Here is a 26,209-nt window from a genome sequence, read left to right as displayed (position 1 = left end):
CGCACAATGGACAACCGGCAGGACACCAACATCGCCGTCGAGCTGGCGCTGCTCGTCGCGCTCGCAACGCTGTGGGGCGGCTCCTACACCTTCATCAAGCTCGGCGTCGCCACCATTCCGCCGATCACGCTGATCGCGGCGCGCACCGCGATCGCCGGCCTGCTGCTGCTCATCGTCATGCGGGCGCGCGGCATCAAAATGCCGACGGATGCCGCGACCTGGCAGCGCTTCGCGTTCCAGGCCGTGCTCAATAGCGTCATCCCCTGGACGCTGATCGCTTGGGGCGAACACCATGTCGATGCCGCGCTCGCCACCATCCTCAACTCGGCCGGGCCGATCTTCACCTTCCTGCTTACGGCGGTCGTGACCCGCCACGAGGCGACGACACCGCGAAAGCTGTTCGGCGTGGTCGCCGGCATGGCCGGCATCCTCCTGATTGTCGGCGTCGATACCGTCCACGACATCGGCAGCGGCATCATTGCGGAGGCCGCGATCGTCGCTGCCACCATCTGCTACGCCTGCGCCGCGATTTTCGGCCGCAGCTTCAGGGGCCTCGACCCGATGGCGCCCGCCGCCGGCTCGCTGCTGGCGGGCGCGGCCGTCCTGATCCCGGCCTCGCTGGTTGTCGAGCAGCCCTGGACGCTATCGCCGTCGCTGAGTTCCGTGCTGGCGCTGTTCGCGCTCGCGGTGTTCTCGACCGCGGCGGCGTTCGCGATCTATTTCCGGCTGATCCAGACCCTGGGCTCGGTCGGGACCATCGCGCAGGCTTATCTGCGCGTGCCGATCGGGGTCGCCATCAGCGTCGCCTTCCTCGGCGAAACCCTGAGCCGGACCGCCTGGATCGGGCTGGCCTGCGTGGTTCTCGGCGTTGCCGCCATGACGATCCCGGCCTGGCGGCAGGCGAGCGTCAAAACGTCATAAAGCCGGCGAGGAGGGCGGGGCGAGAACCACGATATTAAGGATATTCCGAGGCGGGAGGCAGGTTCCCCCGGGCGTGCAATACGTCGTATATTGGGCTTCCAACAGCCCGGTCCCTCAACGCACCAATGTCCGCCGACTTGACGCCGCCCCCCGAGAAAAAGCGAATCTTCTCGCTGTCCATCGGCCAGCTTACGTTCGGAAGCTTCATCCTGGTGCTGGCGGTGATCATCGTCACCTCGACGGCGAGCGTGATCGCGATCCGGCACATCGACACGACCTTCGCCGAGTTGCAGCGGCTCCAGAGCGTCGGCGACCTTGCCGAGGACATCGACCGCCGCATGAACGAATTGCGCCTTGCCGCGCGCGACTTCGTCACCGATCCCGGCGCCGGGATCCAGTTCAAGCAGGTCGGTGAGGCGGCCTCGACGCTCAGCGACATCCTGAAGAAGACCCGTATCGAGCTCGCGCCCGAGCAGCAGGACATGATCGACGGGGTCACCGAGCGCCTTGCGACCTATCGCAACGGCCTCGAGCGGATCTCCACCCTGATCGACCGCCGCGCCCAGCTGCTTGCCGGCCTGCCGCCGCTGCGCGACCAGTTCGACGCCGCGGTCTCCGGCACCGCGGACCGCGAGCTCGCCTCCCGCCTGTCCGAGGCGCAGAGCCGGATCGCGCTCGGGCTGCTCGCGCGTAATCCCTCCGCGGCCGAGCAGGCCGCGCAGAACATGCGGACGATGGACATCGCCGACGCCAAGCTCCGGACGGCCGTGAATGATTACGCCGAGGCGATCATGGCGGTCGCCGTCCGGGAGCGGCAGATCGCCGACATCGACCGCGAGGTGCTGGGCACCGAGGGCCGGCTGATCGGCCGCGTCACCGAATTGCTGCGCGAGGTCAGCGCAAGGCGCGGCCATGTGCTGTCGCGCGATTTCGCCCGCACGCTCACGGAGGCGCGGTGGCAGAGCATCGTGCTCGGCAGCATCGGCGTGCTGATCGGCATCCTCGCGGCCGGCTTCGTGGTGCGGCGGACGGTACGTCCGCTGGCCCAGATCGCACGATCGATTCGCGCGCTCGCGGCCGGCCAGAAAGACACTTCGATCCCGTCCGCCGACGTCGACAACGAGATCGGCGACATCGCACGCGCCGCCGAAGTGTTCCGCCGCGCGCTGGAAGAAGCCGACACCGCGCGCGAGGCGGCGGTGCGCGCGCTCACCGAGCAGCGCCTCGCCGAAGAGAGCTACCGGAAACTGTTCGAGGGCTCGGTCGACGGCATCTATGTGACGACGCCGGCCGGCGACCTCCTCAACGCCAATCCGGCGCTGGCGCGGATGATGGGCTATGATAGCCCGCAGCACCTCATCGACAGCATCAACGACATCGCCCATACGATCTACGTCCACCCCGAGGCGCGCGTCGAGTATCAGCGGCTGATGCATCGCGACGGCATGGTGCGCGAGTTCGAGTACCAGGTGCGCCAGCGCAGCGGCGACATCCTCTGGCTTTCCGACAGTGCGACCGGCGTGCGGGACGAGCAGGGCAAGATCATCCGCTACGAGGGCACGCTGCGCGACATCACCGACCAGAAGCGGGCGGAAGACGCCATCGCCGAGGGCCGGCGCCTGCTCCAGCAGGTCATCGATACCGTGCCCGCGGTCATCAACGTCAAGGACCGCGACCTGCGCTATGTGCTGATGAACCGCTACATGGCCGGCATCTTCGGCATCGAGCCTGGCGATGCGCTCGGCCGCACCACCGCGGACCTGATGTCGCGCTACGGCGCGGCCAAGACTGACGAGAACGACAAGCGCGTGCTGAGGCTCCGTAAGGGGCTCGGCTTCTACGAGGAGGAGTACAAGGACGCCTCCGGCAACATGCGCCAATGGCTTGTCAACAAGCTGCCGCTGCTCGATGCCGAGGGCGAGATCGAGCGGATCGTCACGGTGGCGCTCGACATCGGCGAGCGCAAGCGCGGCGAGCAGGAGATGCGCAAAGCCAAGGAATCGGCGGAGACCGCGCTGCGCAATCTGCGCGAGACCCAGGCCTCGCTGATCGAGGCGGAGAAGCTCGCCGCGCTCGGACGGCTGGTCGCCGGCGTCGCTCACGAGGTCAACAATCCCGTCGGCATCAGCCTGACGGTCGCCTCCGCGCTGGAGCGCAAGACCGCGATGTTCACGTCCGAGGTCGAGCGCGGCGAGCTCCGCCGCTCGACGCTCAACGAGTTCCTCAACACCAGCCGCGACGCATCCTCGCAGCTGGTCTCCAATCTCAACCGCGCCGCCGAGCTGATCCAGTCGTTCAAGCAGGTCGCGGCCGACCGCAACTATTCGGACCAGCGCAGCTTCGATCTCGGCGACCTCACCGAGCAGGTGGTGATGAGCCTGCGGCCGGGCCTGCGCAAACACAATCTGACGCTCAACGTCGATTGCCAGCCCAACCTGACCATGAACAGCTATCCCGGCCCGTACGGGCAGGTGCTGACCAACCTGTTTCTCAATTCGGTGGCGCACGCCTTTCCCGACGGGCGTCCGGGGATCATCGACATCCAGGTGCGCGAGTCCGACAAGGACAATGTCGAGATCATCTTCTCCGACAACGGCTGCGGCATGTCGCTCGACGTCCGCCGCCGCGCCTTTGATCCGTTCTTCACGACGCGGCGCGACCAGGGCGGCACCGGACTCGGGCTGCACATCGTCTACAGCATCGTCACCAACCGGCTCGGCGGCCGGCTCGATCTCGATTCCGAGCCGGGCGGGGGCACGCGCATCCAGATCATCCTGCCGCGCACGGCGCCGCTCGAGCAGGCTGCGGAATAGCTAGTCGACTTCGGCGAGCTTGTGCAGAGTAGCGCCGAAAATCAGGCTGGCCTTGCCGACGAGCGCCGTTCCCGTCATCTCCGCGCGCGTGTCCGTGTAGGTCCCACTGACGCCGATGCCGACCGGCGCCGGTCCGCCGAACAGCGGATTGTCGTCGCCCCGCGGTGAGGTGTGCCGCTGCACCAGCACCTCGCCTTTGAAGGAGTGGTCATCCTTCACCACGTAGCTGCCGGTGTAATAGAGGTAGGCATCGCCGCCAAGGATCTTGCCGTCGCGGAAAAGAATCACGCCGCTGCCCTTGCCCGCTCGACCATCGAGCAGGTTCACGTGGATCGAATAGAGGCCGTTCTTCATAACGTCCCGCAGGCCGGCCGCCATCGCCCAATGGCGTAACCGGTAGAGCTTTTATGCCAAAGCACATCCCCTCGCGCAACGCGGCAGTTTGCCGGCCGGCCACGATAGCCGGCGGCCGCGAGCCGTAGTTGTCCCGGCTTGTTTGTGACGCGGTTATGACGGTCTCATCATGAGGCGAGGCCCGTCGTTGCGAATCAAGTTGGCCCGCGAAATGCATAACCATTGTTGCACTGGCCGCGGGGTGCTGGAGCAAGACAAACGTGAGCAACTGGATCGATTCCGGCGGCGATCAGCCGCGTCTGTACAGTGCGCGTCCCACGAATTGCAAAAGCGAACGACGGCGGATAGGCAGCGCGGTACGCTGGCGAAGCGTGACGAAGCTGGCATGCGCCTCGGCCTTGATCGCGCTAGCAGCCCCCTTCGGGCACGCCCGTGACCGCGGCCAGTTCGTCAACACCAATGCGGATTTGAAGGCCTGGTTCGACGGCCTGCGAAGCGGCAAGGGGCCGTGCTGCTCCGATGCCGACGGCTCGGCGCTCTCGGACACCGACTGGGACAGCAAGGACGGGCACTATCGTGTCCGCGTCCCGCGCTATGGCTACGCGCTCGAGGGCCAGAAGCAGGAACTCGTCTGGGTCGACGTGCCTGAGGAGGCCGTGATCTCGGAGCCGAACCGGGTCGGGCGTACCATGGTGTGGCCGATCTACGGCTATATGGGCGTCACCATCCGCTGCTTCATGCCCGGCAGCATGACTTAGCTGCGCCAGGCGGCACGCCGCCCGGTCTCGCTGATGGCCGATGTGGCGTGCGCCGCGTCAGGTGTATTTCTTGTCGCGCTCGAGCAGCTCGACGGAAATTCCTTCGGGGCCACGGATGAAGCAGATGCGCACGCCGGGCCGGATCGTCGTCGGCTCGCGCGTGAACGTGACGCCCTTGGCCTTGATCTCGGCCGCGACGGCGTCGATGTCCTTCACCGTGAGTCCGAAATGATCGAGGCCCTGGTGCGGATGCGGCGGCGGCGGACTGACGGCGTTGTCACCCTCGAGCGGTGCGATGAAGATCCTGGCACCGCCGAGGTTCACGTCGATCCGTCCGGGCGCGCGCACGATCTCGCCACCGAGGATGTCCCGCAGCCAGGTCGCCGTGGCCTCCGGATCGGGGCTGCGCAGGTGGACGTGATCCCAGGTGACGGCGATTGGCATTTCATGTTCTCCCAACAGGGTCTTTCGATATTGCGGCGCATGTTAGCGACCCCAGCCGGTGATCGCCACCGTCCTTGCCGACTCGCTTGAAGCGCGGGAACCTTAGTTCGTCTCCCGGATTAAGGTAAGCAGTGGCCCAGTCCGCCGTCGAACCTTCTGCGGCCACGATCGGTGATACAGCCATGAGCGCAGGGCTTGAGCGGGTCGGGTTGGGACGCTTCGCCGCCATTGGTGAGCGCACGGCGCGGGTCGTGACGGTCGCGAGCGTATCATTTGGCCGAAGCATTCTGTGGCTGCTGGCCGCCATCATCGTGGGCTGCGGCGTCTGGATGCTGCTGCCGCTCTCCAAAGGCAACAGCGCTGAACCGGTGAAGCCGGAGTTGGCATCCGTCGAGATGGCGCCTTCGGGCGATGCGGCAGTTGCGGTCACGCCGGGGTCCGAAGCCCAGGCTGCGGCAGAACTCGACCGTCTCAGGATTTCCTCCCAGACCTGGCGCCGCGGCGGCCTTGGCTCGAAGGCGCTGGTGACGTTCACGCTGCGAAATGACAATGACTATGCCGTAAAGGATTTGGCGATCGTTTGCGCGTTCGCACGGCGCGACGGCAGTCATCTCACCGACCGCAGCCGCGTTCTGGCCGACACGGTCAGCATGAAGAGCCGCAAGACCTTTGCGCGCATCCCTGTCGGCTACGTCAACGTCAATGCCGATCAGGCGAAGTGTTCGCTGGTTGCAGCCCGTCGCGCGTAAAGGGCGGCATTTTCGGGTAGCGGAAAAGTTACCCTTACCGGGCCTTGGCAGAAAAACCTGGGGTTGCCATTTGAACCAAAGGGCTGGGCCAGGAACCAATTATAGTATCGCCTGTTAAGGCGGAGTGCCCACGCGGGGATTGCGGGGGGCGGAGCGCGGCCAATGCCCATCTTTCGGTATTTCATGTTTGTCGGCGGAGCGTTGCTCGCACTGCTGTTTGCGGTGAACTTCGTTGTGCCGGCCTCGCCCGTGACGCCAGTCGTCGCGACCGCAAGCAATGACCAGCCGTTGATCCGGATCCGGTCCGATCGGCACCTGCCTGAGCGCGTCGTGCTCGACACCACCCAGCCGACGATTGCCCCGCCCGCGATGAAGACCGCAGCCGCAGCTGTCGTTGCGCCTCAGCCGCCGGTGCAGGATGTCGCCTCGGCGGCGCTCGCCGAGATGTCGGCCAAGGCGCGGGTGCGCGAGACGTTCGCCCAGTTCACGCCGGGCTCGAAGGCTGATGCCGTTGCAGCCAAGAAGACGGCTCAGGCCCAGGCGGAGGTACCGGCTGCATCTTCGCCCCGGGCTCAGCCCAAGCGCAAGATCGCAAGGGCGCATCCGGCGCCGCAGTATTATGGTGGGCCACAGTTTGGTGGGCCACAATACGGCCGGCCGATGATGGTGGCCCAGCAGCCGCATTTCGGCCTCTTCAACACGACCTGGTGAGAGCGCCTCTGACCCGTCTCGAAACGAGACGGGAAGGGCTTTTTATTGGCCAGCCTCTCTGCTAATTCGAACGCGTCCGAACGCCGCCGGTACGCTGGTTCGCCAGCAACGGTCCGGCGCTTCTCGGTTGCGGCCCAATACCCGGGCCGGGGCGCTCGTAGCTCAGCTGGATAGAGCATCGGATTTCGATTCCGAGGGTCGGAGGTTCGAATCCTTCCGAGCGCGCCAGCCTTGATGTTCCGGATATGTTCCGAAGTGGCGTCGATGCCGGTCAGCGTCGCACGGCTTGCGGCGTCAGCTTGTCGGAAGCCCGATCTGCCGCCCCCGCGCCAGCGTGTCCGAGGGCGCCTCGTGGAAGGTCGCACGGTAGGCCGCGGCAAACTCGCCCATGTGATGGAAACCCTGGGCGCGTGCGCAGGTGGCAACGGTGGCGCCGCCGCCTTTCAGCAGCCGGGCGCGTGTCGCCCATAGTCTCTTCAGGCGGATGTACTGGTGCAGGCTCATGCCGCGCACCTTGCTGACTGCGCCGCCGAGCGTCCGGATCGAGACGCCGAACTCGCCGGCGAGGTCGGCCGTATAGATCGGAGCGGTCGGATAGGCCGCGACGTATTCGTCGATCCACTGCACGAGCTTGGCCGACCGCCCGCCCTGGACCGAGGTGCTCCGCTCCGGTCGCGCGTCGATCCGAAACAAATCGTCGAGCGCGAGCAGCAGGCCTTCCTGGAGATGGGCGGCGGCCTCGGTGGTCTCGAACAGGAACGGCTGCACCGACGCGGTTCGCAGGATGTCGAGCAGGAGTTGCCGTGTGTGCAGCAGGGCCGGCCGGTTCGCGACATAGGCCCGCAAATCGTCGGCATGATCGAACCAGCCCCGGTCTTTCAGGCCTGGAGAGAAGATGATCATCGCATGATAGTTCGTGCGGGGTTCGACGAAATGGCATTCGTCGTTGCCGCGGAGCGCAACGAAGAAGCGCGCGTCGAGATCCATTCCCTTGGAATTGACCAGAAGGTCGTCGGTCATCGACAGGATCACCATCCCGCCCGGCATGCGATAGGCGGTGTCGAGGATGCGCGCGAACGATCTCATCACGATGATGCGGCACGCCGGCAGAGAGACGACGGCGCGAGCGGCCGCGAAGTTCGGGACGTCGAGCGGAATGCTTCGAGCGTCCTCCATCGACTCGATCGGCCGAAAGGCATCGACATCGGCAAAGTCGATCAGTTGAAGCGCGGAGGACGGGGCGAGGGCGTCGAACATGCGTCTGGCCGGCTGCTGCAATGTGACAATAAAATGAACGTCGGTACATCGCCATCAATGGCGAAACATCGCGCTTCAGTAAACCGGATTCCGGGCCGTAGTATTGCGGACATCATGCCAAGGCGTCCGTCAGATCATTGTCACCGTCAACGTTCCCGGTTCATCGGTTGGCCGGAGGCGAGGTCGATGAAATGGATGCGCGTGCAGGCGGGGCAGACGAAGGACTCGAAGCTCCGTCCCTCCGGTATCTGCTGCTTCTCCAGATGCGTCTGCACATTCATGCCCGTCTGGGGGCATCGAAAAACAATCAGGTCGGCCATCGTCGCAGAATGTCGGCGCGGCGAATTTTTCTCTTTGATCTAGATCAGTTTTGGAATTGCTCCAGACCGGCCGAACAGGCGCGCGTGGACCATCCGCGATCTTGCAAAAGCGAAGGGGCCCCGAGGGCCCCTTCGAATGTTACCAGCGGCGATAGCCGTAACCATAATAGCGCGGGCCGTAGCCGCCGTAGTAGCGCGGCGGTCCATAATATCGGGGGCCGTAGTACGGCCGCGGGCCGTAATATCCATAATAGTTCGGACGCCAGAAACAGCGCCCCCAAGCATCGCAGACCATGCGGACCTGCTCGACGTCGGAGACCTGCGGGACCGCAGGTGCAGGCGCGATGGGCATGGCGGACGCCGCCGGCGATGCCGCGAGGGCACCGAACAGGGACGCGGCGACGAGGCCAATCTTCAGATTCATAATGTCTTCCTCCGCTTACGCGATGCAGGATATCGAAGTTGTTCTGATCAAATTGTGGCGGAACCGAAATGTAATGCTGATGAACAAATCTTCAGTCGCTCCGCCGCGGGCCTGATCCGGCTGTGCCAGATTACTGCAGCTCCGCGCTTCTGGCCATGTCGTGCTTGCCTCGCGGCCGCATCGCGGGACATCGCCACCAACCTTGATCCTGCGCAATTCATCTTCGGTGCATCCTCCCTAGTCTTGTCGCCGTGGGCCGTCCTTCGCGGAATACGAGGAGCGCGTTCGGCCGGTCGTCCGCATCGGTCCGGGGCCCACTGTTTGCTTGGAGCTGTGCAATGGACAAGATGAGAATCGACAAGGGTGACTGGTTGGTCGTGTGCGACGGGCGCAAGGCGCTCATTCTGGAAAACCTCGGCGACGAGATGTTTCCGAACCTGCACACCAGGGAGGTGCACGAGCAGCCCAATCCCCCGACGAGCGCACAAGGGAGCGATGCGCCGGGCCGATTGCATGGCGCAGCCGGCGGTGCGCGCAGCTCGGTCGAGCAGACCGATTGGCACGATGAGGCCGAGCGCGCCTTTCTGCGCGGCCTAGCCAGCCGGCTCGACGCCGCGGTCAGTTCGGGCGAAACGTCGGCCCTGACCATGGTGGCCTCGCCGCGTGCGCTCGGCATGATCCGCGCCGATTATTCGGACGTCGTGCGCAAGGCGCTTCAGGGCGAGGTGGGCAAGGACCTCGTCAAGCTGCCGGTCTACGAGATCGAGAAGCAATTGCTGCTGTCGGGCGCCGCCAGATAGGGACGCCCGCAGCGGACGCGCCGGCGCCCCTCAGAAGCAGGGGTGCCGGCGGCGGTCCTGGCCGACATAGGCGGCCGCGCTCTGGTAGCAGCGGTTCGTCGAGGGGCCGTCGTAATAGGCGAAGGTGCCGGGGGTGATGCCGGGGCCATAATTGTGCAGATAGCTGATCGGGTAGGGCAGCGGGTTGACGTAGGAGCGGTGGTACCGGTGATGTCCCCGCGCCTCCGCGAGACCAGGGGCTAGGATTGCGGCCGACAGGGCAGCAACCGCGGCTACAAGCTTCAACTTGCTCATCTCGATTCTCCGGAACCCGCGCGAATAGGTCGTCCGGTTATAGCCATTTCAGGCCGCCAGGACACCTGTCCGGCGGCCGGAAAACGGGGCCAGTCCCGCCGATTCCCGGGTGGGTGTGACAGAATTGCCGGAAGTGCGGCCGGACCCTGCCCATTTTTGGCCTTTTCGGGATGCTTAACGAATTCCCCACACAAGTATGACCAAAGAGAATTCGGTTTAGAATCCTGTTGCCGGCCCTTTGGGGGTCCTTCGAGGCCGGTCCCATTCCTGAAGGCTTTCGTCGTCCGCCGCCATGCGCATCACGCTTTTGAGCCTGCTGTTGCTCTGCCTCGCCGCCGCCACGCCGGCGCGGGCCGAGCTGCACATCACCCGCGACCATGGCGGCTATGTCGAGGAGTACAAGGCCAAGTACAAGCGGGTCCGCGAGAAGGGCGAGCGCGTCATCATCGACGGCATCTGCAATTCGGCCTGCACGCTCGTGCTCGGCATCGTGCCGATGAACAAGATCTGCGTGACGCCGCGCGCCAGCCTCGGCTTCCATCAGGCCTATTACGACAAGGCCTTCACCTTCGGCATCAAGGTCACCAGCTCGGAAGGGACGTCCGACCTGATGTCCTACTATCCTGACACGGTGAAGGACTGGATCCGCCGCAATGGAGGGCTCACCACCGACATGAAGAAGATCAAGAACGGCGTCGAGCTCTGGAAGATCATCGACCCCTGTCCGGAAGAATGGTGAGCGGCTGATCCGAGCCGCTGCCGCTCGTCGCAGCGCAGCATCGCTAGGCGAGAAATTCGCATTGCCGCATCGGCCCCCATGGGGCAATGAGGGCGGCAATGAACCATAATCAAGAAGCCCTGACCGCCCGCGCCGCGCCGATCCTGTTCGTCCTGCTCTGGAGCACCGGATTCATCGGCACCAAATACGTCATCAGCAACGCCGATCCCTTGACCTATCTCGCCATCCGCATGGCGATCGTGGTCGGCCTGATGGCGATCATCGCAGGCATTGCGCGGCCGAAATGGCCCGACCGTATTGGCATCGCGCACAGCGCGGTTGCCGGCATCCTCGTCCATGGCTTCTATCTCGGCGGCACCGCGATCGCGATCGCGCATTCGATTCCGGCCGGGCTCTCCGCACTGATTCCGGGCCTGCAGCCGATCCTGACCTCGACCATCGCCAACCGCTGGCTGGGCGAGAAGGTGACGCCGTTGCAATGGGCGGGGCTCGTGCTCGGCCTCGGCGGCGTGGTGCTGATCCTGCACAACCGTCCCATGACCGGCGAAGCCGGGCTCGGCTGGCTTGCCTCGGTGGTCTCGCTGATCAGCATAACGCTCGGCACGCTCTATCAGCGCCGTTACTGCAACCACATCGACTGGCGCGCCGGCAATCTCGTGCAATATGTGGCCGTCACCGTCTTCTTCGCGATCGGCGCCTTCCTGTTCGAGGATCGCGTGGTGCACTGGACGCGGGAGTTCGTGCTCGCGCTCGCCTGGCTCACTGTAGCGCTCTCGATCGGATCGATCGGGCTGTTGTACTGGCTGATCCGCCACGCCGCGGCGACGTCGGTCGCGAGCCTGTTCTATCTCGTGCCCGCCGTGACCGCGCTGATGGCTTACGCACTGTTCGACGAGAAGCTCGATGCGATGGCGATTGCCGGCATGGCGATGTGCGCGGCCGCGGTGTTCGTGGTCAACCGGCGCGTCTAGGCTGACGGGGCGAGGCGACGGCATACATCCCTGACGTGCGCGGCGCGCCGTGTTAGGCTGGCCGCATTTCAGCTTCCCTTTCACGCGGTGACCTCCATGAAGAAGGCGAGACGTGCGCTGCTCGGCCGGTCCCTGAAGCCGGTCCGGATTGCCTGCATCAACTACGCGGAGGAAACGATCAGCGGCCGCATGATGAGCCAGCTCACCGCGGCGCTCCAGAAATGTTACGACAAGCATTTCCTGCCGGTGTGGGGCTATCCGGTCGACCTTTATGTCACGAAAAGGCCGAAGCCCACCGATTGGCAGCTCGTCTATTTCGACGACGCCTCGCATGAGGGGCTGCTCGGGCGCCATGAGCTGACGCATCGCGGCCAGCCGATCTCGAAGATCTTCGTCAAGGCGCTGGGCGAGGAGCCCGTCAGCGTCGCGGCCTCGCACGAGCTGTTCGAGATGGTGCTCGACCCCATGGCCAATCTCTGGGCCGACAAGAATAGGAACACGCAATACGCCTATGAGGTCTGCGACGCCGTCGAGGAGGACTCCTTCCGCGTCGGCGGCTTCGAAATGTCGAACTTCGTCTATCCGTCCTGGTTCGAACCGTTCGAGCATCCGAGCGGCACCAAGTTCGACCACAAGGGAACGCTGAAGGAGCCGTTCTCGATGACCGAGGGCGGCTACGTCATCAAGAAGGTCAACGGCAGGCGGGTGATCAAGCAGTTCGGCTCGCCCGAGAAACGGCGGCGCTTTGCCATGGAGGACCGGCGCGGCCATCGCAGCGAATTTCGCGACCCGCGAGGGGTCCATCATCCGGGGCGGCGCGCAGCCAAGCGGCGAGGATAGGCTGTTGCGGGACGAAGCCTCCGGGCGCGTCCGCACCCGGAGGCTTGTTCGTGTCTGGTCTCGGGAGCGCGATCAGCGCTTGGCCTTCTTGGCCTTCTTTTTCTTCTTGGCGGCCTTCTTCGCGGATTTCTTCACGGCCTTCTTCGCGGTCTTCTTGGCCGCCTTTTTCGACGACTTCTTTGCGGCCTTCTTCGAAGTCTTCTTGGCCTTCTTCTTGGAAGCCTTCTTCGGCGCTACTTTCTTCGCGACCTTCTTGGCGGCTTTCCTGACCTTCTTGACGGCCGTGACTGCGGCGTCCTTGGTCGCATCCACGGCGGTGGTGATCGTCTCCATTGCCTGTTCGGTGATCGGCTTATCGTCGTCCATATCGTCCCCCACGGTTTGTATGGAGCGATGACGATAGCGGGTTTCAAAATTGTGTCAAAGCAACCCTCAACCTTTGCGGATCTTTGCGTAGGCGGAGAGCGCACGCTCGCGTCCCCGGGCGTGATCGACGATCGGCTGCGGATAGGTCTTGCCGAGCGTGACGCCGGCGCTCGCCAGCTCGATCGGCGTCGCCTGCCAGGGCTGGTGGATCAGCTTCGCCGGCAGTCCTTGCAGCTCCGGCACCCAGCGCCGGACATAGGTTCCATCGGGATCGAACTTCTCGCCCTGCAGCTGCGGATTGAACACGCGGAAATAGGGCGCAGCATCGGCGCCGCAGCCCGCGACCCACTGCCAGTTGGCGGGATTACTGCCGGCATCCGCATCGACCAGCGTGTCCCAGAACCAGGCCTCGCCATCGCGCCAGTCGATCAGGAGGTGCTTGACCAGGAAGGACGCCACCACCATCCGTACCCGGTTGTGCATCACGCCGGTGTACCAGAGCTCGCGCAGGCCGGCATCGACGATCGGGTAGCCGGTGCGGCCCCGCTGCCAGGCGGCGAGCGCCTTGGTGTCGCGCTTCCAGGGGAAGCCGTCGAAGTTCGTTTGCAGGTTTTCGGTGGCGAGGTCGGGGTGGTCGTGGAGGAGGTGGCGGCAGAATTCGCGCCAGCCGAGCTCGCTCAGGAACTTCTCGATGCCGGGCCCGAGCGCCGCATCCTCGGCCGCGGCGAAGCGCGCGGCGTGCCAGACCTGCCGCGGGCTGAGCTCGCCGAACCGCAAATGCGGCGACAGGCCTGACGTGCCCACCCGGTCCGGGCGGTCGCGGTCGCCGGCATAGCCGCGCGCGATCGTCTTGAGGAAGTCGCGCAGGCGCGCGCGGGCCGAGGCTTCGCCCGGCGTCCAGCGCTCGCGCAGGCCGCCCGCCCAATCGGGCTTGGTCGGCGCGAGCTGCCAGCTCTCCAGCCTGTCGCTCACGATCTTTGGACCCGGGCGCAGCTGCTTCGGCGCGGGCAGGGGTTTTGGCGGATCGCCGAGCGACAGCACGCGCCGCCAGAACGGCGTGAACACGCGCAAGCCCCGGCCTTCCTTGTTGCGGATCGCCGAGGGCGGGACCAGGAGGTCGCCCGGAAAGTTTTGCGAGTCCACGCCGAGCTTTGCCAGCTCCGCTTCGAGCCGCCGCTCGATCGCTTGATGCGGCGCTTGCGCGATCCCGTTCCAGTAGACGGCGCGGGCGCCGCTTTCGCGCGCCACCTCGGGGATCACCCCGGCCGCCGGTCCCTTGCGCAGGATCAGCGATCCGCCCCGCGCTGCGATCTCGGCGCCGAGCGCCCGCAGCGACTGTGCCAGCCACCAGCGCGCCGCGCCGCCGGGTGCCCGGCCGGCTGTGTCGTCGAGTACGTAGAGGCAAACCACCGGCGCACCGGTCTTGGCGGCGGCATGGAGGGCGGGGTGATCGGACAGGCGGAGGTCATCGCGGAACCAGACGACGATAGGCGGCGCGCTTGGTGTGGTCAGGGCGTCCTCGTTTACAATTTGTAAAGCATGGGGCGGCGTGAACCGCCGTTAATGCGGCCGTAAGCCCCTTGCACGATTATGCAGGAATTACGGGGGTCATTCCATTCATGTCCAGCCTTTCGACGGCGAAGTTCCTGCCGCAGTTCAAACTTGGCACCAAGGCCGTCCTGTGCGCCGTGCTGCTGATCGCCGTAAACACGGCGCTCGTGGTTGGCGCCGGCTATTGGTCGCTGACCAACGCCTTCAATGACCGCGCGCTGCGCGACATCGAGGTCAATCTGCGCACGCTGGCGCTGGCCTTTGCCGAGATCGTGCCCGACGCCAAGATCACCGTGCGGGATGGCGCGGTCGCGCGCGCCGAGATACCCAAGATGCCCGAATTTAGGGATCACGCCATCGTCGACCGCGCGGTGTCCTATGTCGGGGGCAACGCAACCCTGTTCGTGTTCGACGAGGCGAGCGGGCAGTTCGTCCGTCGCTCGACCAATGTGAAGAAGGAGAATGGCGACCGCGCCGTCGGCACCCAGCTTGCCGCCGATCATCCGGCGCAGGCCGGCTTGCGCCGTGGCGAGGCCTACAAGGGCCCGGCCGTTCTGTTCGGCAAGTCCTTCATGACCGCCTATTTCCCGGTCGCGGACGCGACCGGGAAGGTCGCCGGCATTCTCTACGTCGGCATCCCAATGGCCCAGTTCGAGAGCATGCTGACCCAGGCGATCTCGAGCATGGCCGCCGCCGCCGGGTTCGCCGCGCTGCTGGTTCTAATCCTCACCCTGCTGATCGTCCGCCGTGTCACCCGGCCGCTGACCTCGGTCACGCGCTCGCTCACGGCGCTGGCGAACGGCCAGAGCGATGTCGAGATCGATTGCGAGGATCGCGCCGACGAGATCGGCGAGATCGCCCGCACCGTCGCGGTGTTCAAGAGCAATTCGCTGGAGCGCGCCCGCATGCGCAGCGAGCAGGCGGCGGCTTCGGCTGCCGCAGTCGAGCAGCGCAAGGCCGACCTGCGCAACTTCGTCGAGCAGTTCCGCGGCAGCGTCGGCGGCATCCTCGACAAGGTGCTGACGTCGTCAGGCGAGTTCGAGCGGGTGGCGCGGCAATTGACCGACACCGCACGCTCGACCGCCGATCTGTCCGCACAGTCGGCCGGGGCGTCCGAGGACGCCTCCGAGCACGTGCGTTCGGCGGCGTCAGCCTCCGACGAGCTGAGCCAGTCGATCTCCGAGATCACCCGGAGAGTGCAGGAATCGAACGAGATCTCCGCCGAGGCGGTGAGGCAGGCCGAGGTCACCGACCAGCGCATCGCGCAGCTCTCCGAGGCGGGCACGCGCATCGGAGACGTCGTCAAGCTGATCACCTCGATCGCCGAGCAGACCAACCTCCTGGCGCTGAACGCCACCATCGAAGCCGCGCGTGCCGGCGATGCCGGCCGCGGCTTTGCGGTCGTGGCTCAGGAGGTCAAGACGCTCGCCGGCCAGACCGCCAAGGCGACCGACGAGATCTCGAACCAGATCGCCAGCATGCAGCTTGCGACCGAGGAATCGGTCGCCGCCATCAGGGCGATCAGCCAGACCATCGAGCGCATCAGTGGCATCGCCGGCTCGATCTCGGCTGCGGTCGAGCAGCAGAAGAGCGCCACCCACAACATCGTGGCCAGCGTTCGCGCCGCGGTCTCGGGTACGGCCGAGGTCGCCGTCAACGTCCGTCACGCCGCCAAGGGCGCAAGCGAGACCGGCGAGACGTCGAGCCGGATGTTTGCCTCCGCGCAGGCGCTGTCGGGCGAGAGCCTGCATCTGAAGGCCGAGGTCGACGGCTTCCTCGAGCGCGTTCACGCGGCGTAGGGCTCCAACGCGGTCATTCCGGGGCGGGGCGTCAGCACCGAGCCCGGAATCTCGAGATCCCGGGTCTGGTCCTTCGGACCATCCCGGGATGACTTTTGGCGGTCGCTATTCGCGACCGCCAAAAGTCACTTCGGCTGCGGCACGATCCGGATGTAGGGCTTCGGCTCTTTCCAGCCCTGCGGGTAGATCGTCTTGGCCTCGTCGTTGGAGACCGAGCCTGCGATGATGACGTCCTCGCCCTGCGTCCAGTCGGCCGGGGTTGCGACGCGGTGCTTGGCGGTGAGCTGGAGCGAGTCGACGACGCGCAGGATCTCCTGGAAGTTCCGCCCCGTCGTCATCGGATAGACCAGCACCAGCTTGATCTTCTTGTCCGGCCCGATGATGAAGACGTTGCGGACGGTCTGGTTGTCGGCCGGCGTGCGGGTGAGGGGATCGCCCGAGGTCGAGGCCGGCAGCATCTCGTAGAGCTTGGAGACGTTGAAGTCGGTGTCGCCGATCATCGGATAGTTCGGAGCCGCCCCTTGCGTCTCCTTGATGTCCTCAGACCACTTCGCGTGGCGATCGACCGGATCGACCGAGAGGCCCATCAGCTTGACGCCGCGCTTGTCGAATTCCGGCTTCAGCTTGGCCAGTGCGCCGAGCTCGGTCGTACAAACCGGCGTGAAGTCCTTGGGGTGCGAGAACAGCAGTGCCCAGCTGTTGCCGATCCAATCGTGGAACTTGATCTTCCCTTCGGTCGTCTCAGCTTCGAAGTCGGGGGCGGTGGTGCCGATCGGAAGTGTCATGGTTCTACCTCATCACATTGAATTTGCTTGAGAATTTGTCTCTGGCCGTCGCCGTCAGTATAGGGGCTTGGCGAGGCTAAGTGAACGTTGACTGAACCGCTTGAAGTAAAATGTGAATTCCTTCTCTGAAGAGCCGATCTCCTAGCACTTTTCTGTTACAGCGGCACCTGCGGCGAAACATCTCCACCGGGGCCTCACGGTCTCGATTGCCCCGATAAAGCCTTTTATGACCCGCATCACGCCCGCCCGACGCTCTCCGGAACCGAAATGGTCCTCATAGCGACTAATCGGCAACCATTGAGAAAAGTCGCGATCCCCGTATCGAATCATTAACCACCCCTTTACGCCCGCATGAAAATGCTGGTCGGTCAGAAGAAATCTGGAAGTGAACTATGTCTGCCGCTGCGCCTAAGTCTGTTGAGTCGCCGTCCCTCGAACCGTCCTGCCGCGATACCGCGGCTCATGCTCTCTCCATCGTGCGCGACGGCGTGATCACGGGCGAAGGCCCGACCACCAAGGGGCGGGTGCACTTCTCCCGCTCGCTCGATGCCGATGACACCGCCTGGTGCACGCGCATCCTGACCGCCACCGCCGTCAACGACCAGCCGGTCAGCCGCGCCGAAGCCGAGACGCTGTTCGAGATCAACGAGGCCGCGACCGAGCGCACCGACGGCGGCCGGTTCGACGACCTGCTTGCCAAGGCCGTGGCTCACTACGCCGCAAGCGCCTCGGGCCTGAAGGTGCCGCCGCGCAGCGTTGCGCTGTCGGCCGACACCGAGATCGAGAGCTGGGCGCCGTCCTATGCCTCCAAGGTCAACAGCGAGATGCTGGAGTGGATCGCCGGCCAGATGCGCGGCAAGCGCCAGAACAATCGTCGCCTGATGGCGATGGTGGCGACCTTCCTGGGCGCCACCGCGCTGCCTCTGGCGGGCCAATTGCCGAACGTGTTCGACATCGGCATGTAAATTTGCGTCTCTTGAAGACGCGAACAAGCGGCGGGGTTATTTCCCCGCCGTTTTTTGTTTGCCGGCGTCCGGCTCGAGTCCGAGCGTGCGGCCCGGGAAGCCGGCGGCGTCGAAATAGCGCTGGCTGCCGACGCGCTGGAGGTTGAGCACGGTCTGAAGGCCGTTCTCGGACATCTTCGACTTCTCGACGCCCTTGAATGCCTTCGGCACGATGCCGTTGGGCAGGGCCTCCGACATCACGCGGCCGATCAGGCCGCCGTTGTGTGCGCCGCGCAGGCCCATCAGCTGGGCGGCCGTCATGCCGACGTCGGCATTGCTGACCGGGATCAGGCTGACATAGCCGGCTTTGAAATCCGGTCCGATCGCGGCCATGAAGTTCATGGTGTCGCCGCGGCTGAAGCTGCCATGCATGCCCTGGCCCTGGCGCAGCACGGTGTCGGCGACCTGCACCGAGCAGTTGGTCGGCGCCTCGCCGCAATCGCTGGCATAGGAGCGGAAGTTGACGACGATCGACGGCGTCGGCGTCGCCGACTTGCCGCGCAGGTTGAGGCTCGACAGCGGCAGCGTGCCGGGGAAGCGGCCGAGCGAGTCCTCGACGAACAGGCCGGAGACGTAATCCTGCTCGAGCAGGGCCTTGATCGTTTTCGCCGCGAGCTTCTTGTCCTTGCTCGGCAGGTAGACCAGGTCCGAGCCGCCATTGGTGGCGACGACGAGGTCGGGCTTCTCCGGATCCTTGCCGAGCACGCCGTTGCCGGCCTTGGGATGCTTGTTGCCCTCGACCTTCGCATTCTTGTCGTTGGGGTCGAACAGCGGCAGCTCGAGCGCTTTGGCAAGGTCGAGCGCCAGGAAGCCCATCGGCAAGAAGTCCTTCGGCGTGTCGTCATAGCTGACCTTGGCCGACGGGCTGGTCTTGCTCTCCTTGGAGATCGTCGAGAAGCCGTGGTCGGCCGAGATGATGATGTTGGTCGAGGCGGCGAGCCCGAGCTCGTCGAGCGCCTTGCGGAGCTGGGCGAGGTTGTTGTCGGCGTTCCTGATGCCGGCCATCGAGGTCGGCCCGTTGATGCCGGGCATGATCTGGTTGAGGCTGTCGCCGGTGTTGTGCTGGCTGCCGTCAGGGTCGCGCGACCAGAACACCAGGACGAACGGCTTGTTGCGCGCCTTGAACATCGGCAGCACCACCTTGGCGGCGACGTCGGCGAAATAGGCCTGCTGCGCGACGTTGGCGACGGTGGTGCCGGGCGTCTTGGCATCGCCGGCCTTGCTGTTGTCGCCGCGCGGGGGCGTCGCAAGGGGCAGGCCGGCCTTGGTCAGCGCCGCCTTCACCTCGTCCGACAGCGCCACGCCGTTCTTGCCGCCGGTTGAGTCGTCGAACACGACCGAATGCAGGCCGGGCTTCTCGGGCTTGTCGGTGTGGTCGAACTGGTAGGTCGGGCCGACCTTGCCGATCGCCGCCGTGCTCAGCCCCTTGTCGCGGGCCATTTTCAGAATGGTCTCTTCGTTGAGATAGTCGCCCTTGAAATGCTCGTCGATGTCGCCGAGCACGGCGTCGTTCTCGATGAAGGGAACCACGGTGTCACCGGCGGGGACGGAGGTGTAGTTGGTCCAGATCGTGTTGGAGAACACGCCGGTGTCACCGAGATAATGGCCGGTCGACATCGCCGAGCCGTTGGCCATGGTGAAGGTCGGGAAGAGGGAATGCGGGTTCTTGAAGTTGACGCCCTTGTCGCGGACCTCGGCCATCGCGGGCGCCGTTTCAGGGGTGACCTTCAGCGCGCGCAGCCCGTCCGGGATGAACAGGATGAGGTTGCGGGGGGTGTTGTTTTGGGCGGAGGCAAGTCCAGCGGAAAGTCCGGTGGACAGCACTGTCAGTCCGGCGGACAGCAACACCAGTGAACGGCGCATCAAATCTCTCCTAACGGTGAGGCGGCAAGGCCGCGACCGCGGCCCTGCCATCGTTTAGTTTTGCTGGATGACAGTTTTGTTACAAGGCCTGTTACTAGTGCAAGAGGGATGGGGAGGGGGACGGCAACACCCTCGTGTCCCGGACGCGACGCAGCTCGTAGGATGGGTAGAGCACTTGCGAAACCCATCATGCTTCCCCGTAGACGAAAGGTGATGGGTTTCGCTTCGCTCTACCCATCCTACAACCCCGCAGACACACCTCCGCATCCTCGCGGCTTGTTTCGCCCGAGTTCTGCTTTGTCACTTCACCCTCATCAAGGAAAGAGGGCGCAGGGAAGGCCGGGAGCCGGCTGGCTCCCATTGACCGCTATGCCAAGAGCAGGTTGCGCTACAATGCACAGCGGGAAACAGGGCAACCGGAGACATCCCGGCCTTCCCTGCGCGGATGGTTGGAACGGCTTATGTCGTGAGCTCCCCGGGGAGCGATGCACTATTGCCCCCGTCGCCCTGCGGATGGCTGATGCGCGTACCCGGTCGGGCCGCAACATCACCGCAAGACTTGACGCACAGACCCCGGGCGTCAGGACCACACGATTTTGCCGTACGCAAGCTGCACCGGTCGTGCGCGCGACGCTTTTCGCTCACGGCTCTCCGCCCTGCGAAGCCTTCGCGCCAGTGAAGCCTGCGTCCACCGCTGCCCGGCCCGCGTGTCGTGACGATCGCGATACGCCCCTCTTCCTTGGGCCGGAGTGAATAATGTCTAACAAAAATCCGAATTCTAATAAACAGAATTATTTCGATGCCGGTCGCTTGACCCCGGTCTTGGGTGTTTTGCCCGACGGGGTGCACAAGGGGTTGTGGCCGGGACACTTATTCCGGCGCGGTCGTCACCCGCGGAGTCTGCGCGAGGGCCTGTGCCGGCTTGACGGACGCCGGGTCGGCTCCGCTCCTGGTCCGATCGCGCCGCAGCGAAAGCGGGGCCGTCTTGAGTGCATAGATGATCGCGATCTGGGTCCGGTTCTGGAGACGGTATTTACGCATGATGTTGCCGATATGCGCCCGCACCGTGTTCTCCGAGATCCTGAGCTCGTAGGCGATGTTCTTGTTCTGCATGCCCCGCGCGATCAGCATCATCAGCTCACGCTCGCGCGGCGTCGGTGTAATCGAATCCTTCGGATCCGGGCTCATGACTGGCTCCTCCCTGGTCTTCTGGTTGACGTGGCCGCCCCCCGGCATCTTCTCACTCCGTCTTGAGCGCCTCGATCGGGCTCAGCCTGGATGCCTTGTGGGCGGGGTAGAAACCGAAGATCAGGCCGGTCGCGATCGAGAAGACGAGGGCAAGGCCGATCGCTTCGCCGTCGATCGAGGTGATCCATCCGGCCATACGGGCGACGGTCATCGAGAGTGTGATGCCGCCGGCAACCCCGATGGCGCCGCCGAGCAGGCAGAGGACGAGTGCCTCGCAGAGGAACTGGAGTCTGATGTCCCGCATCCGGCCGCCAAGCGCGCGGCGGATTCCGATCTCCCGCGTGCGCTCCGTAACCGACACGATCATGACATTCATGATGCTGATGCCGCCGACGAGCAGCGAGACCGAGGCGATGGCGACGAGCAGGAGCGCCACGGTGCGGATCGCGCCCTGCTGCGCTTCCATGGCGGCGGCCGGATCCTGGACCTTGAAGTCGTCCTCCTGGCCGGCGGGGATGCGGTGGCGCTGCCGCAGCAGGCTTTCGATCTCCGATCGCGCGCCCGCCATCTGACTGTCCGCGGCCACCTTGGCGATGATGTAGGCGACCGAATCCCGGTTGATGTTGCTCGCGCTGCCAAGGAAGCGCAGCTTGGCCGTGGTGAGGGGGACGAAAGCGACGTCGTCCTGCGCCGGGCCCTTGCGATCGAGCACGCCGACGACTTCGAGCGGCACCTTCATGATCCTGATCTGCGCGCCGATCGGATCGTCGCCGGGCGCGAACAGCTCGCGCGCGACGGTGCTGCCGAGGATCACGACCTTGCCGGCACCGGTCTCTTCGGTGCCGGAGAAATAGCGCCCGGCCGCGAGCTGCCAGTCGCGCACCATGAAGTGACCGGTCGTCGTGCCGTTGATGGTCGTATTCCAGTTCTTGCTCTCGTGGATGACCTGCGCCGTTCCGGCGATCGAGCCGGCCGCGGCCTGGATCTCCGGGATCTGCTCGATGATGGCCTGCACGTCGCTCTCGGTCATCGTCAGCTTGCTGCCGTCCTTCAGGCGCACGCCGCCCTGATAGACCGCGCCCGGCGTGATCATCAGCACGTTGGCGCCGATCGAGCGGATCTGCTCCTGGAGGCGAAGCTGCGCGCCGGACCCGATCGCAAACACCGTCACGATCGAGGCGACGCCGATCACGATGCCGAGCATGGTGAGGAAGCTGCGCAATGGATTGAGGCGCAAGGCGTGCAGGGCGATCTGAAAGCCCTGGAGCATCGTCATGACACAGCGCTCCGTTTCGGCAGCAGCGGGGCCACCGTCTCGTCGCTGACGAGCTCGCCGTCGTGCAGGCGGATCGTGCGCCGGCACCGCGTCGCGATGCCGGGGTCGTGCGTGATCATCACGATGGTCTGGCCGGTCCGGTTGAGCGCGGCGAACAGCGCCAGGATTTCGGCGCCGGTGCGGCTGTCGAGCGCGCCGGTCGGCTCGTCGGCGAGCACGATCAGCGGGGAGGCGATCAGTGCACGCGCGATCGCGACGCGCTGCTGCTCGCCGCCCGAGAGCTGCCGCGGAAAGTGATGAGCCCGGTGCAGCATGCCGACGGCCTGAAGGCTCGCTTCGGCTCGCGCCAGGCGGTCCTTGCGACCGATGCCGCAATAGACCAGCGGCAGTGCGACGTTCTCGATCGCATTATGGCGTGCGAGCAGATTGTAGGACTGGAACACGAAGCCGATGCTGCGGGCGCGCAGGGACGACCGGCGATCTTCCGAGAGCCCGGCGACATTGGCTCCCTCGAGATGGACCTCGCCTTCGCTCGGCAGGTCGAGCAGCCCGATCATGTTCATCAGCGTCGACTTGCCGGAGCCCGACGGTCCCATCACTGCGACGATCTCGCCCTGTGCGATGTCGAAGCTGACGTTGCGCACCGCGGCCACTGCGACCCCGTCGGTGTGATAGGTCCTGGATACGGACCGGAGACTGATGAGGGGCAGGGGGGCGGTCATGATCCGAACCTGATTCCGAGAAACTCCATGCCTGCCGGCCGGATGGCCTGGCCGACGGCGACCTGGCTGCCTTCGACGAGGTCGCCGCTCTTGAGTGCGACCTGTTCGGTGCCGGAGGCGCCGACCGTCACCGCAATACGCCGGAGCGAGCCGCCGGCGGTGCGCACCCACACGCCGCTGTGCGCGGTGGTCGGGTCCGGACGTGCGCCGGACGGCTGGAAACGCAGCGCGGCGAGCGGCACCTTCAGCACGTCGTCCTGCCGCTCGATCACGATCTTCACCAGGGCAGTCATGCCGGGCAGCAGCGCGCCGTCGAGGTTGGAGGTCGACAGCACGACGGTGTAGGTGACGACGTGCTGCTGGTTCTGCGGCGCCTTGCGCACCTGCCGCACCACGGCCTCGAAGCGGCGGTCGGGGTAGGCATCCACCGTGAAATGGGCGCGCTGGCCGGAGGCGATGCGGCCGATATCGGCCTCGTCGACCTGGGCGTGAATCTCCATGTCTTCCAGCCGGTGGGCGACCACGAAGGTGGTGCGCGACTCCAGGCCGACCGCGAGCGTCTGGCCCTCGTTGACGAACCTGCCGACGACGACGCCGTCGATCGGCGAGCGGATCACGGTGCGGTCGAGATCGGCCTGGGCCGCGGCGAGAACGGCCGCCTTCTCCGGCACCGCCATTCGGGCCTGTTGCAGCTCGGCCTCGATCCGGCGGACGTCGGCCTGCGCGCCGTCCACGGAGTAGGAATTGAGCGACATCAGGACCTCGGCCTCGCGCTCCTGGGCCAGCCGTGCCGTGAACTCGGTCTGCGCGTCGTCGACCGTCGTCGTCGCCACCACGTTCTGCGACTGCAGCGCCAGCTTGCGCTGCAGGGTCCTCTGCGCCGAGGCCTTGACGGCTTGCGCGCTCTCGAGCTTGGCGGCGAGCACGTCCCGGCTGCCCCTGGCGTTCTGCAGATCGATCCTGGCGCGATCGAGCTTGGCGCGCGCGATGTCGACCAGGGAATTGGCGACCGCCAGGGAAGCCCTGGCTTCGTCGACCTTGGCCGCGAAGCTGCGCGGATCGATCAGGGCGAGCGGCTGGTCCTTGGCGACGGTGTCGTTGAAGTCGACATAGACCCGGGCGAGCTGCCCGGACAGCTGGGAACCGACCTCGATCGTCTTGACCGGCTGCAGCGCGCCGGTGACGGTGACGGTCTGCTCGATGCTGCCGCGCTGGATCGCGGCATAGCGGAACATCGGCGCATCCGACCCGAAGGCCGAAGCTTCGCGCCCGCCGGGCACGAGCAGCCGTTTCGTCGAGTCGTAGGCGTGAGCCGCCGTGTCTGCCGCGCTCCCGGCGGCGCCGGCGATGACGGCCGGCTCCGCGGCGAAGACCGCGGCAAGGCCGCATGCAGTTCCAAGCACGGCAATAATTGGCACAAATCGCATATCAAAAACTCGCCTGCTTGAAATGGCTTCGTTGGCGGCGCGGAGCGAGATCGCGCTATGGTTGTAAATTGTCAAAAGCAATATCGATCGTCAGTATGTCGTCGTTGCCGGGGCGACGGTCGGGTGCGCTGAGCGATCCAGAAGTAAAGTGCGGGGGTGCGACTTTTCGTGATTTGCGTGAAATGTATACCCGGCGTATGCCAAAGGTTGCGCGCGGTATCGAACTCGATAGGCTGACTGAACGTCCCGTATGATCTGGCCGATGCGGCCAGTCGCCGGCGTTCAAGTCGGCGTATGGGTGGCGACGCCATGACGCAGTCGGCGATACCGCGGCGACGACGGCGGATTGCTTCATTCGCGATAACGCGCCTCGCCGTGATGCCGCCGGTGGCGAGATCGAATCTCTGCAATCACGAAGCCCGATATGTGAACGCCTTCACTCGTCTTCACGGAGTGTTGGCCCTAAGACGTCGAACCGGTGGACCGACGCCATTCGTTCGATCCCCGCGAATTCAACCAAGCACCTTGTTCTCGCTTGCAAGAAGAATGGATGGCTCGCTGCTTGCTCATCGAGCCCCAAGCCGGGGAGTCCGTCTGCCATGAGCTCAGGTCAAGCCACCGTTTACGTCGTTGACGACGAGGTTCAGATTCGAACTGCGATTGGAAGTCTCTGCGAGGAGACCGGACACCAGGTGAGATTGTTTGCGTCGACCGACGAATTTCTCGCGGAGAGACTTTCCGGCGGGCCTTCGTGCCTCGTGCTCGACGTTCGCTTTCCCGGGACCTCGCCGACCGGTCTCGAGCTGCAGCGCCGGCTCGCCGAGACGGGCGTGCCGATTCCGATCGTCTTCATCAGCGGCCACTCAGACGTCCGTGTCTCGGTCGAGGCGATGAAGCGCGGCGCGGTCGAGTTTCTACCAAAACCCTTTCGCGAGCAGGAGATCCTCGATGCGATCAGGCATGGCATCGAGCGCGACCGCAGGCGGATGGAACGCGAATACGCCGTGCGCGAGGCCCGCCTGCGCATCGAGACGCTGACGGCGAGGGAGCGCGAGATCATGCTGCTGATGGCCGAGGGGCTTGTCGCCAAGCAGATCGCGGCGAGGCTTGGCGTGAGCGAAGTGACGGTGAAGGTCCATCGCGCCCGGATGATGCGAAAGCTCGAGCTGCGTTCGCCGATCGAGGTGGCGCGGCTGATCGACAGCATGGGACGCGAAGCGGAGACGGCGCGCTCCGGTGCAGGACAGCCGCAAACCTGAGGCTGCGCGTGGCGACATGCAGCGCTTCGTCTAGTCCGTACCGATTAGCATGAACTGCAGTCTGTCGCGATCGCCGCGACCGGTTCAGAGTCATCCCACGATGTCGGTCGCATTCAGGACCAGCATCCGAAACCAGTCAGACAACTTGGCCAGAAAGGGATACTCCATGCGCAAATTGTTTTTTGCTTCCGTTGCCGTGCTCGCTCTGTCTTCCGCGGCCCAGGCCGCCAATACTTCGACCACGGTGCAGGTCGGCTTGGTGAACGGTTCGAGCGTCACGCAGAACGGCCTCACCAACGACAGTTCGTCGACGACCCAGATCGGCATCCTGAACGGTGCGTCCACCATGCAGGGCACCAGCTCGCCGTCGCTCAACAACGTCAGCACTGTGAACCAGGCCGGCGTGCAGAACTCGGCGACCACCGGCCAGGTGGCCTTCGGCAACAACGGCAGCGCGATCACCCAGAATTCGTTCGGGCCGCCCGCGCTCCAGAACAACTCCGCCAGCGTCGGCCAGCTCAGCTTCGGCATCAACACGAGCACCGTCTCGCAGACGGCGCACTGAACCATCTCG

The 26,209-nt window shown here is 65.2% G+C and carries 27 protein-coding genes and 1 tRNA gene; 14 read left to right on the top strand and 14 right to left on the bottom strand.

Annotation, left to right across the window (positions count from 1 at the left end):
- Window positions 1–6 precede the first annotated feature (6 nt).
- Both AAFG50_RS25635 and AAFG50_RS25630 read left to right on the top strand, forming a co-directional pair.
- Window positions 7–921 (top strand): EamA family transporter, encoded by a 915-nt coding sequence (locus AAFG50_RS25635; RefSeq protein WP_028171424.1) that lies wholly within the window; start codon window positions 7–9, stop codon window positions 919–921.
- 125 nt (window positions 922–1,046) lie between these two features.
- Window positions 1,047–3,734, top strand: a complete 2,688-nt coding sequence (locus AAFG50_RS25630) for a PAS domain S-box protein (RefSeq protein ID WP_028171425.1) — start codon at window positions 1,047–1,049, stop codon at window positions 3,732–3,734.
- Here AAFG50_RS25630 and AAFG50_RS25625 read toward each other — a convergent pair whose 3' ends face one another.
- Window positions 3,735–4,088 carry a GrlR family regulatory protein gene (locus AAFG50_RS25625; protein WP_028171426.1) on the bottom strand — a complete coding sequence of 118 codons (354 nt, stop codon included), beginning with the start codon at window positions 4,086–4,088 and terminating at the stop codon, window positions 3,735–3,737. It lies immediately after the preceding gene.
- A gap of 260 nt (window positions 4,089–4,348) precedes the next feature.
- Here AAFG50_RS25625 and AAFG50_RS25620 point away from each other — a divergent pair, with 260 nt between their 5' ends.
- Window positions 4,349–4,846 (top strand): hypothetical protein, encoded by a 498-nt coding sequence (locus AAFG50_RS25620; protein WP_011088082.1) that lies wholly within the window; start codon window positions 4,349–4,351, stop codon window positions 4,844–4,846.
- A 57-nt stretch (window positions 4,847–4,903) separates the two neighbouring features.
- On the opposite strand, the gene AAFG50_RS25615 is transcribed toward AAFG50_RS25620, so the two are convergent.
- Window positions 4,904–5,290 carry a VOC family protein gene (locus AAFG50_RS25615; RefSeq protein WP_028171427.1) on the bottom strand — a complete coding sequence of 129 codons (387 nt, stop codon included), beginning with the start codon at window positions 5,288–5,290 and terminating at the stop codon, window positions 4,904–4,906.
- 182 nt (window positions 5,291–5,472) lie between these two features.
- Here AAFG50_RS25615 and AAFG50_RS25610 point away from each other — a divergent pair, with 182 nt between their 5' ends.
- The 3 genes from AAFG50_RS25610 to AAFG50_RS25600 all read left to right on the top strand — a co-directional run bounded on the left by AAFG50_RS25610 (window position 5,473) and on the right by AAFG50_RS25600 (window position 6,978).
- Window positions 5,473–6,039: a hypothetical protein gene (locus AAFG50_RS25610; protein WP_038967079.1), complete on the top strand. Its 567-nt coding sequence runs from the start codon at window positions 5,473–5,475 to the stop codon at window positions 6,037–6,039.
- A 162-nt stretch (window positions 6,040–6,201) separates the two neighbouring features.
- Window positions 6,202–6,750, top strand: a complete 549-nt coding sequence (locus AAFG50_RS25605) for a hypothetical protein (RefSeq protein WP_028171428.1) — start codon at window positions 6,202–6,204, stop codon at window positions 6,748–6,750.
- Window positions 6,751–6,901: 151 nt separating this feature from the next.
- A tRNA-Arg gene (locus AAFG50_RS25600) sits at window positions 6,902–6,978 on the top strand.
- 66 nt (window positions 6,979–7,044) lie between these two features.
- Here the strand turns inward: AAFG50_RS25600 and AAFG50_RS25595 are convergent.
- The 3 genes from AAFG50_RS25595 to AAFG50_RS25585 form a co-directional block, all read right to left on the bottom strand.
- Window positions 7,045–8,007, bottom strand: a complete 963-nt coding sequence (locus AAFG50_RS25595; protein ID WP_028171429.1) for an AraC family transcriptional regulator — start codon at window positions 8,005–8,007, stop codon at window positions 7,045–7,047.
- A 146-nt stretch (window positions 8,008–8,153) separates the two neighbouring features.
- Entirely contained in the window at window positions 8,154–8,327 is a 174-nt protein-coding gene (locus AAFG50_RS25590; protein ID WP_011088072.1) for a zinc ribbon domain-containing protein, read from the bottom strand.
- 139 nt (window positions 8,328–8,466) lie between these two features.
- The gene (locus AAFG50_RS25585) at window positions 8,467–8,751 is read right to left on the bottom strand and encodes a hypothetical protein (protein WP_028171430.1); all 285 of its coding nucleotides are present in this window, start codon (window positions 8,749–8,751) and stop codon (window positions 8,467–8,469) included.
- A 338-nt stretch (window positions 8,752–9,089) separates the two neighbouring features.
- Between AAFG50_RS25585 and AAFG50_RS25580 the strand changes: the two genes are divergently transcribed.
- Window positions 9,090–9,551: a host attachment protein gene (locus AAFG50_RS25580; protein ID WP_028171431.1), complete on the top strand. Its 462-nt coding sequence runs from the start codon at window positions 9,090–9,092 to the stop codon at window positions 9,549–9,551.
- Between the two features lie 30 nt (window positions 9,552–9,581).
- Here AAFG50_RS25580 and AAFG50_RS25575 read toward each other — a convergent pair whose 3' ends face one another.
- Window positions 9,582–9,845, bottom strand: a complete 264-nt coding sequence (locus tag AAFG50_RS25575; protein ID WP_028171432.1) for a hypothetical protein — start codon at window positions 9,843–9,845, stop codon at window positions 9,582–9,584.
- A gap of 292 nt (window positions 9,846–10,137) precedes the next feature.
- Between AAFG50_RS25575 and AAFG50_RS25570 the strand changes: the two genes are divergently transcribed.
- From AAFG50_RS25570 to AAFG50_RS25560, 3 genes are all read left to right on the top strand, one after another.
- The gene (locus AAFG50_RS25570; RefSeq protein WP_011088070.1) at window positions 10,138–10,584 is read left to right on the top strand and encodes a hypothetical protein; all 447 of its coding nucleotides are present in this window, start codon (window positions 10,138–10,140) and stop codon (window positions 10,582–10,584) included.
- Between the two features lie 98 nt (window positions 10,585–10,682).
- Window positions 10,683–11,555 carry a DMT family transporter gene (locus tag AAFG50_RS25565; RefSeq protein ID WP_028171433.1) on the top strand — a complete coding sequence of 291 codons (873 nt, stop codon included), beginning with the start codon at window positions 10,683–10,685 and terminating at the stop codon, window positions 11,553–11,555.
- Between the two features lie 96 nt (window positions 11,556–11,651).
- Window positions 11,652–12,395: a hypothetical protein gene (locus AAFG50_RS25560; RefSeq protein WP_028171434.1), complete on the top strand. Its 744-nt coding sequence runs from the start codon at window positions 11,652–11,654 to the stop codon at window positions 12,393–12,395.
- A 72-nt stretch (window positions 12,396–12,467) separates the two neighbouring features.
- Here the strand turns inward: AAFG50_RS25560 and AAFG50_RS25555 are convergent, their stop codons facing one another.
- Together AAFG50_RS25555 and AAFG50_RS25550 are read right to left on the bottom strand one after the other, a co-directional pair.
- Entirely contained in the window at window positions 12,468–12,761 is a 294-nt protein-coding gene (locus AAFG50_RS25555; RefSeq protein ID WP_028171435.1) for a hypothetical protein, read from the bottom strand.
- A gap of 66 nt (window positions 12,762–12,827) precedes the next feature.
- On the bottom strand, window positions 12,828–14,219 hold the full coding sequence (locus AAFG50_RS25550; protein ID WP_231166737.1) for a deoxyribodipyrimidine photo-lyase: 1,392 nt from the start codon (window positions 14,217–14,219) through the stop codon (window positions 12,828–12,830).
- Window positions 14,220–14,380: 161 nt separating this feature from the next.
- On the opposite strand from AAFG50_RS25550, the gene AAFG50_RS25545 reads away from it, so the two are divergent.
- Window positions 14,381–16,111, top strand: a complete 1,731-nt coding sequence (locus tag AAFG50_RS25545; RefSeq protein ID WP_028171437.1) for a Cache 3/Cache 2 fusion domain-containing protein — start codon at window positions 14,381–14,383, stop codon at window positions 16,109–16,111.
- Window positions 16,112–16,236: 125 nt separating this feature from the next.
- Here the strand turns inward: AAFG50_RS25545 and AAFG50_RS25540 are convergent, their stop codons facing one another.
- Entirely contained in the window at window positions 16,237–16,896 is a 660-nt protein-coding gene (locus AAFG50_RS25540; protein WP_011088064.1) for a peroxiredoxin, read from the bottom strand.
- Window positions 16,897–17,288: 392 nt separating this feature from the next.
- Between AAFG50_RS25540 and AAFG50_RS25535 the strand changes: the two genes are divergently transcribed.
- The gene (locus tag AAFG50_RS25535) at window positions 17,289–17,861 is read left to right on the top strand and encodes a hypothetical protein (protein ID WP_028171438.1); all 573 of its coding nucleotides are present in this window, start codon (window positions 17,289–17,291) and stop codon (window positions 17,859–17,861) included.
- Window positions 17,862–17,897: 36 nt separating this feature from the next.
- Here AAFG50_RS25535 and AAFG50_RS25530 read toward each other — a convergent pair whose 3' ends face one another.
- The 5 genes from AAFG50_RS25530 to AAFG50_RS25510 all read right to left on the bottom strand — a co-directional run bounded on the left by AAFG50_RS25530 (window position 17,898) and on the right by AAFG50_RS25510 (window position 24,376).
- Entirely contained in the window at window positions 17,898–19,763 is a 1,866-nt protein-coding gene (locus AAFG50_RS25530) for a nucleotide pyrophosphatase/phosphodiesterase family protein (protein WP_028171439.1), read from the bottom strand.
- An 870-nt stretch (window positions 19,764–20,633) separates the two neighbouring features.
- Window positions 20,634–20,951 carry a LuxR C-terminal-related transcriptional regulator gene (locus AAFG50_RS25525; protein WP_028171440.1) on the bottom strand — a complete coding sequence of 106 codons (318 nt, stop codon included), beginning with the start codon at window positions 20,949–20,951 and terminating at the stop codon, window positions 20,634–20,636.
- Between the two features lie 52 nt (window positions 20,952–21,003).
- Window positions 21,004–22,227: an ABC transporter permease gene (locus AAFG50_RS25520; RefSeq protein ID WP_011088060.1), complete on the bottom strand. Its 1,224-nt coding sequence runs from the start codon at window positions 22,225–22,227 to the stop codon at window positions 21,004–21,006.
- Window positions 22,224–22,949, bottom strand: coding sequence for an ABC transporter ATP-binding protein (locus AAFG50_RS25515; protein WP_028171441.1), 726 nt, complete (start codon window positions 22,947–22,949; stop codon window positions 22,224–22,226). The genes AAFG50_RS25520 and AAFG50_RS25515 overlap by 4 nt, the downstream gene beginning before the upstream one ends.
- On the bottom strand, window positions 22,946–24,376 hold the full coding sequence (locus AAFG50_RS25510) for an efflux RND transporter periplasmic adaptor subunit (protein ID WP_011088058.1): 1,431 nt from the start codon (window positions 24,374–24,376) through the stop codon (window positions 22,946–22,948). The genes AAFG50_RS25515 and AAFG50_RS25510 overlap by 4 nt, the downstream gene beginning before the upstream one ends.
- A 599-nt stretch (window positions 24,377–24,975) precedes the next feature.
- Here AAFG50_RS25510 and AAFG50_RS25505 point away from each other — a divergent pair.
- Both AAFG50_RS25505 and AAFG50_RS25500 read left to right on the top strand, forming a co-directional pair.
- Complete coding sequence (locus tag AAFG50_RS25505) at window positions 24,976–25,635, top strand: response regulator (protein WP_028171442.1); 660 nt, start codon at window positions 24,976–24,978, stop codon at window positions 25,633–25,635.
- Between the two features lie 166 nt (window positions 25,636–25,801).
- Entirely contained in the window at window positions 25,802–26,200 is a 399-nt protein-coding gene (locus AAFG50_RS25500) for a hypothetical protein (RefSeq protein ID WP_038967086.1), read from the top strand.
- The last annotated feature ends 9 nt before the right edge of the window (window positions 26,201–26,209 follow it).

It is taken from the genome of Bradyrhizobium sp. B039 (assembly GCF_038965675.1).
Classification (GTDB): Bacteria; Pseudomonadota; Alphaproteobacteria; order Rhizobiales; family Xanthobacteraceae; genus Bradyrhizobium; species Bradyrhizobium diazoefficiens.
Note: the sequence above shows the minus strand (reverse complement) of the source record. Positions and strands in the feature narration are given on the sequence as shown.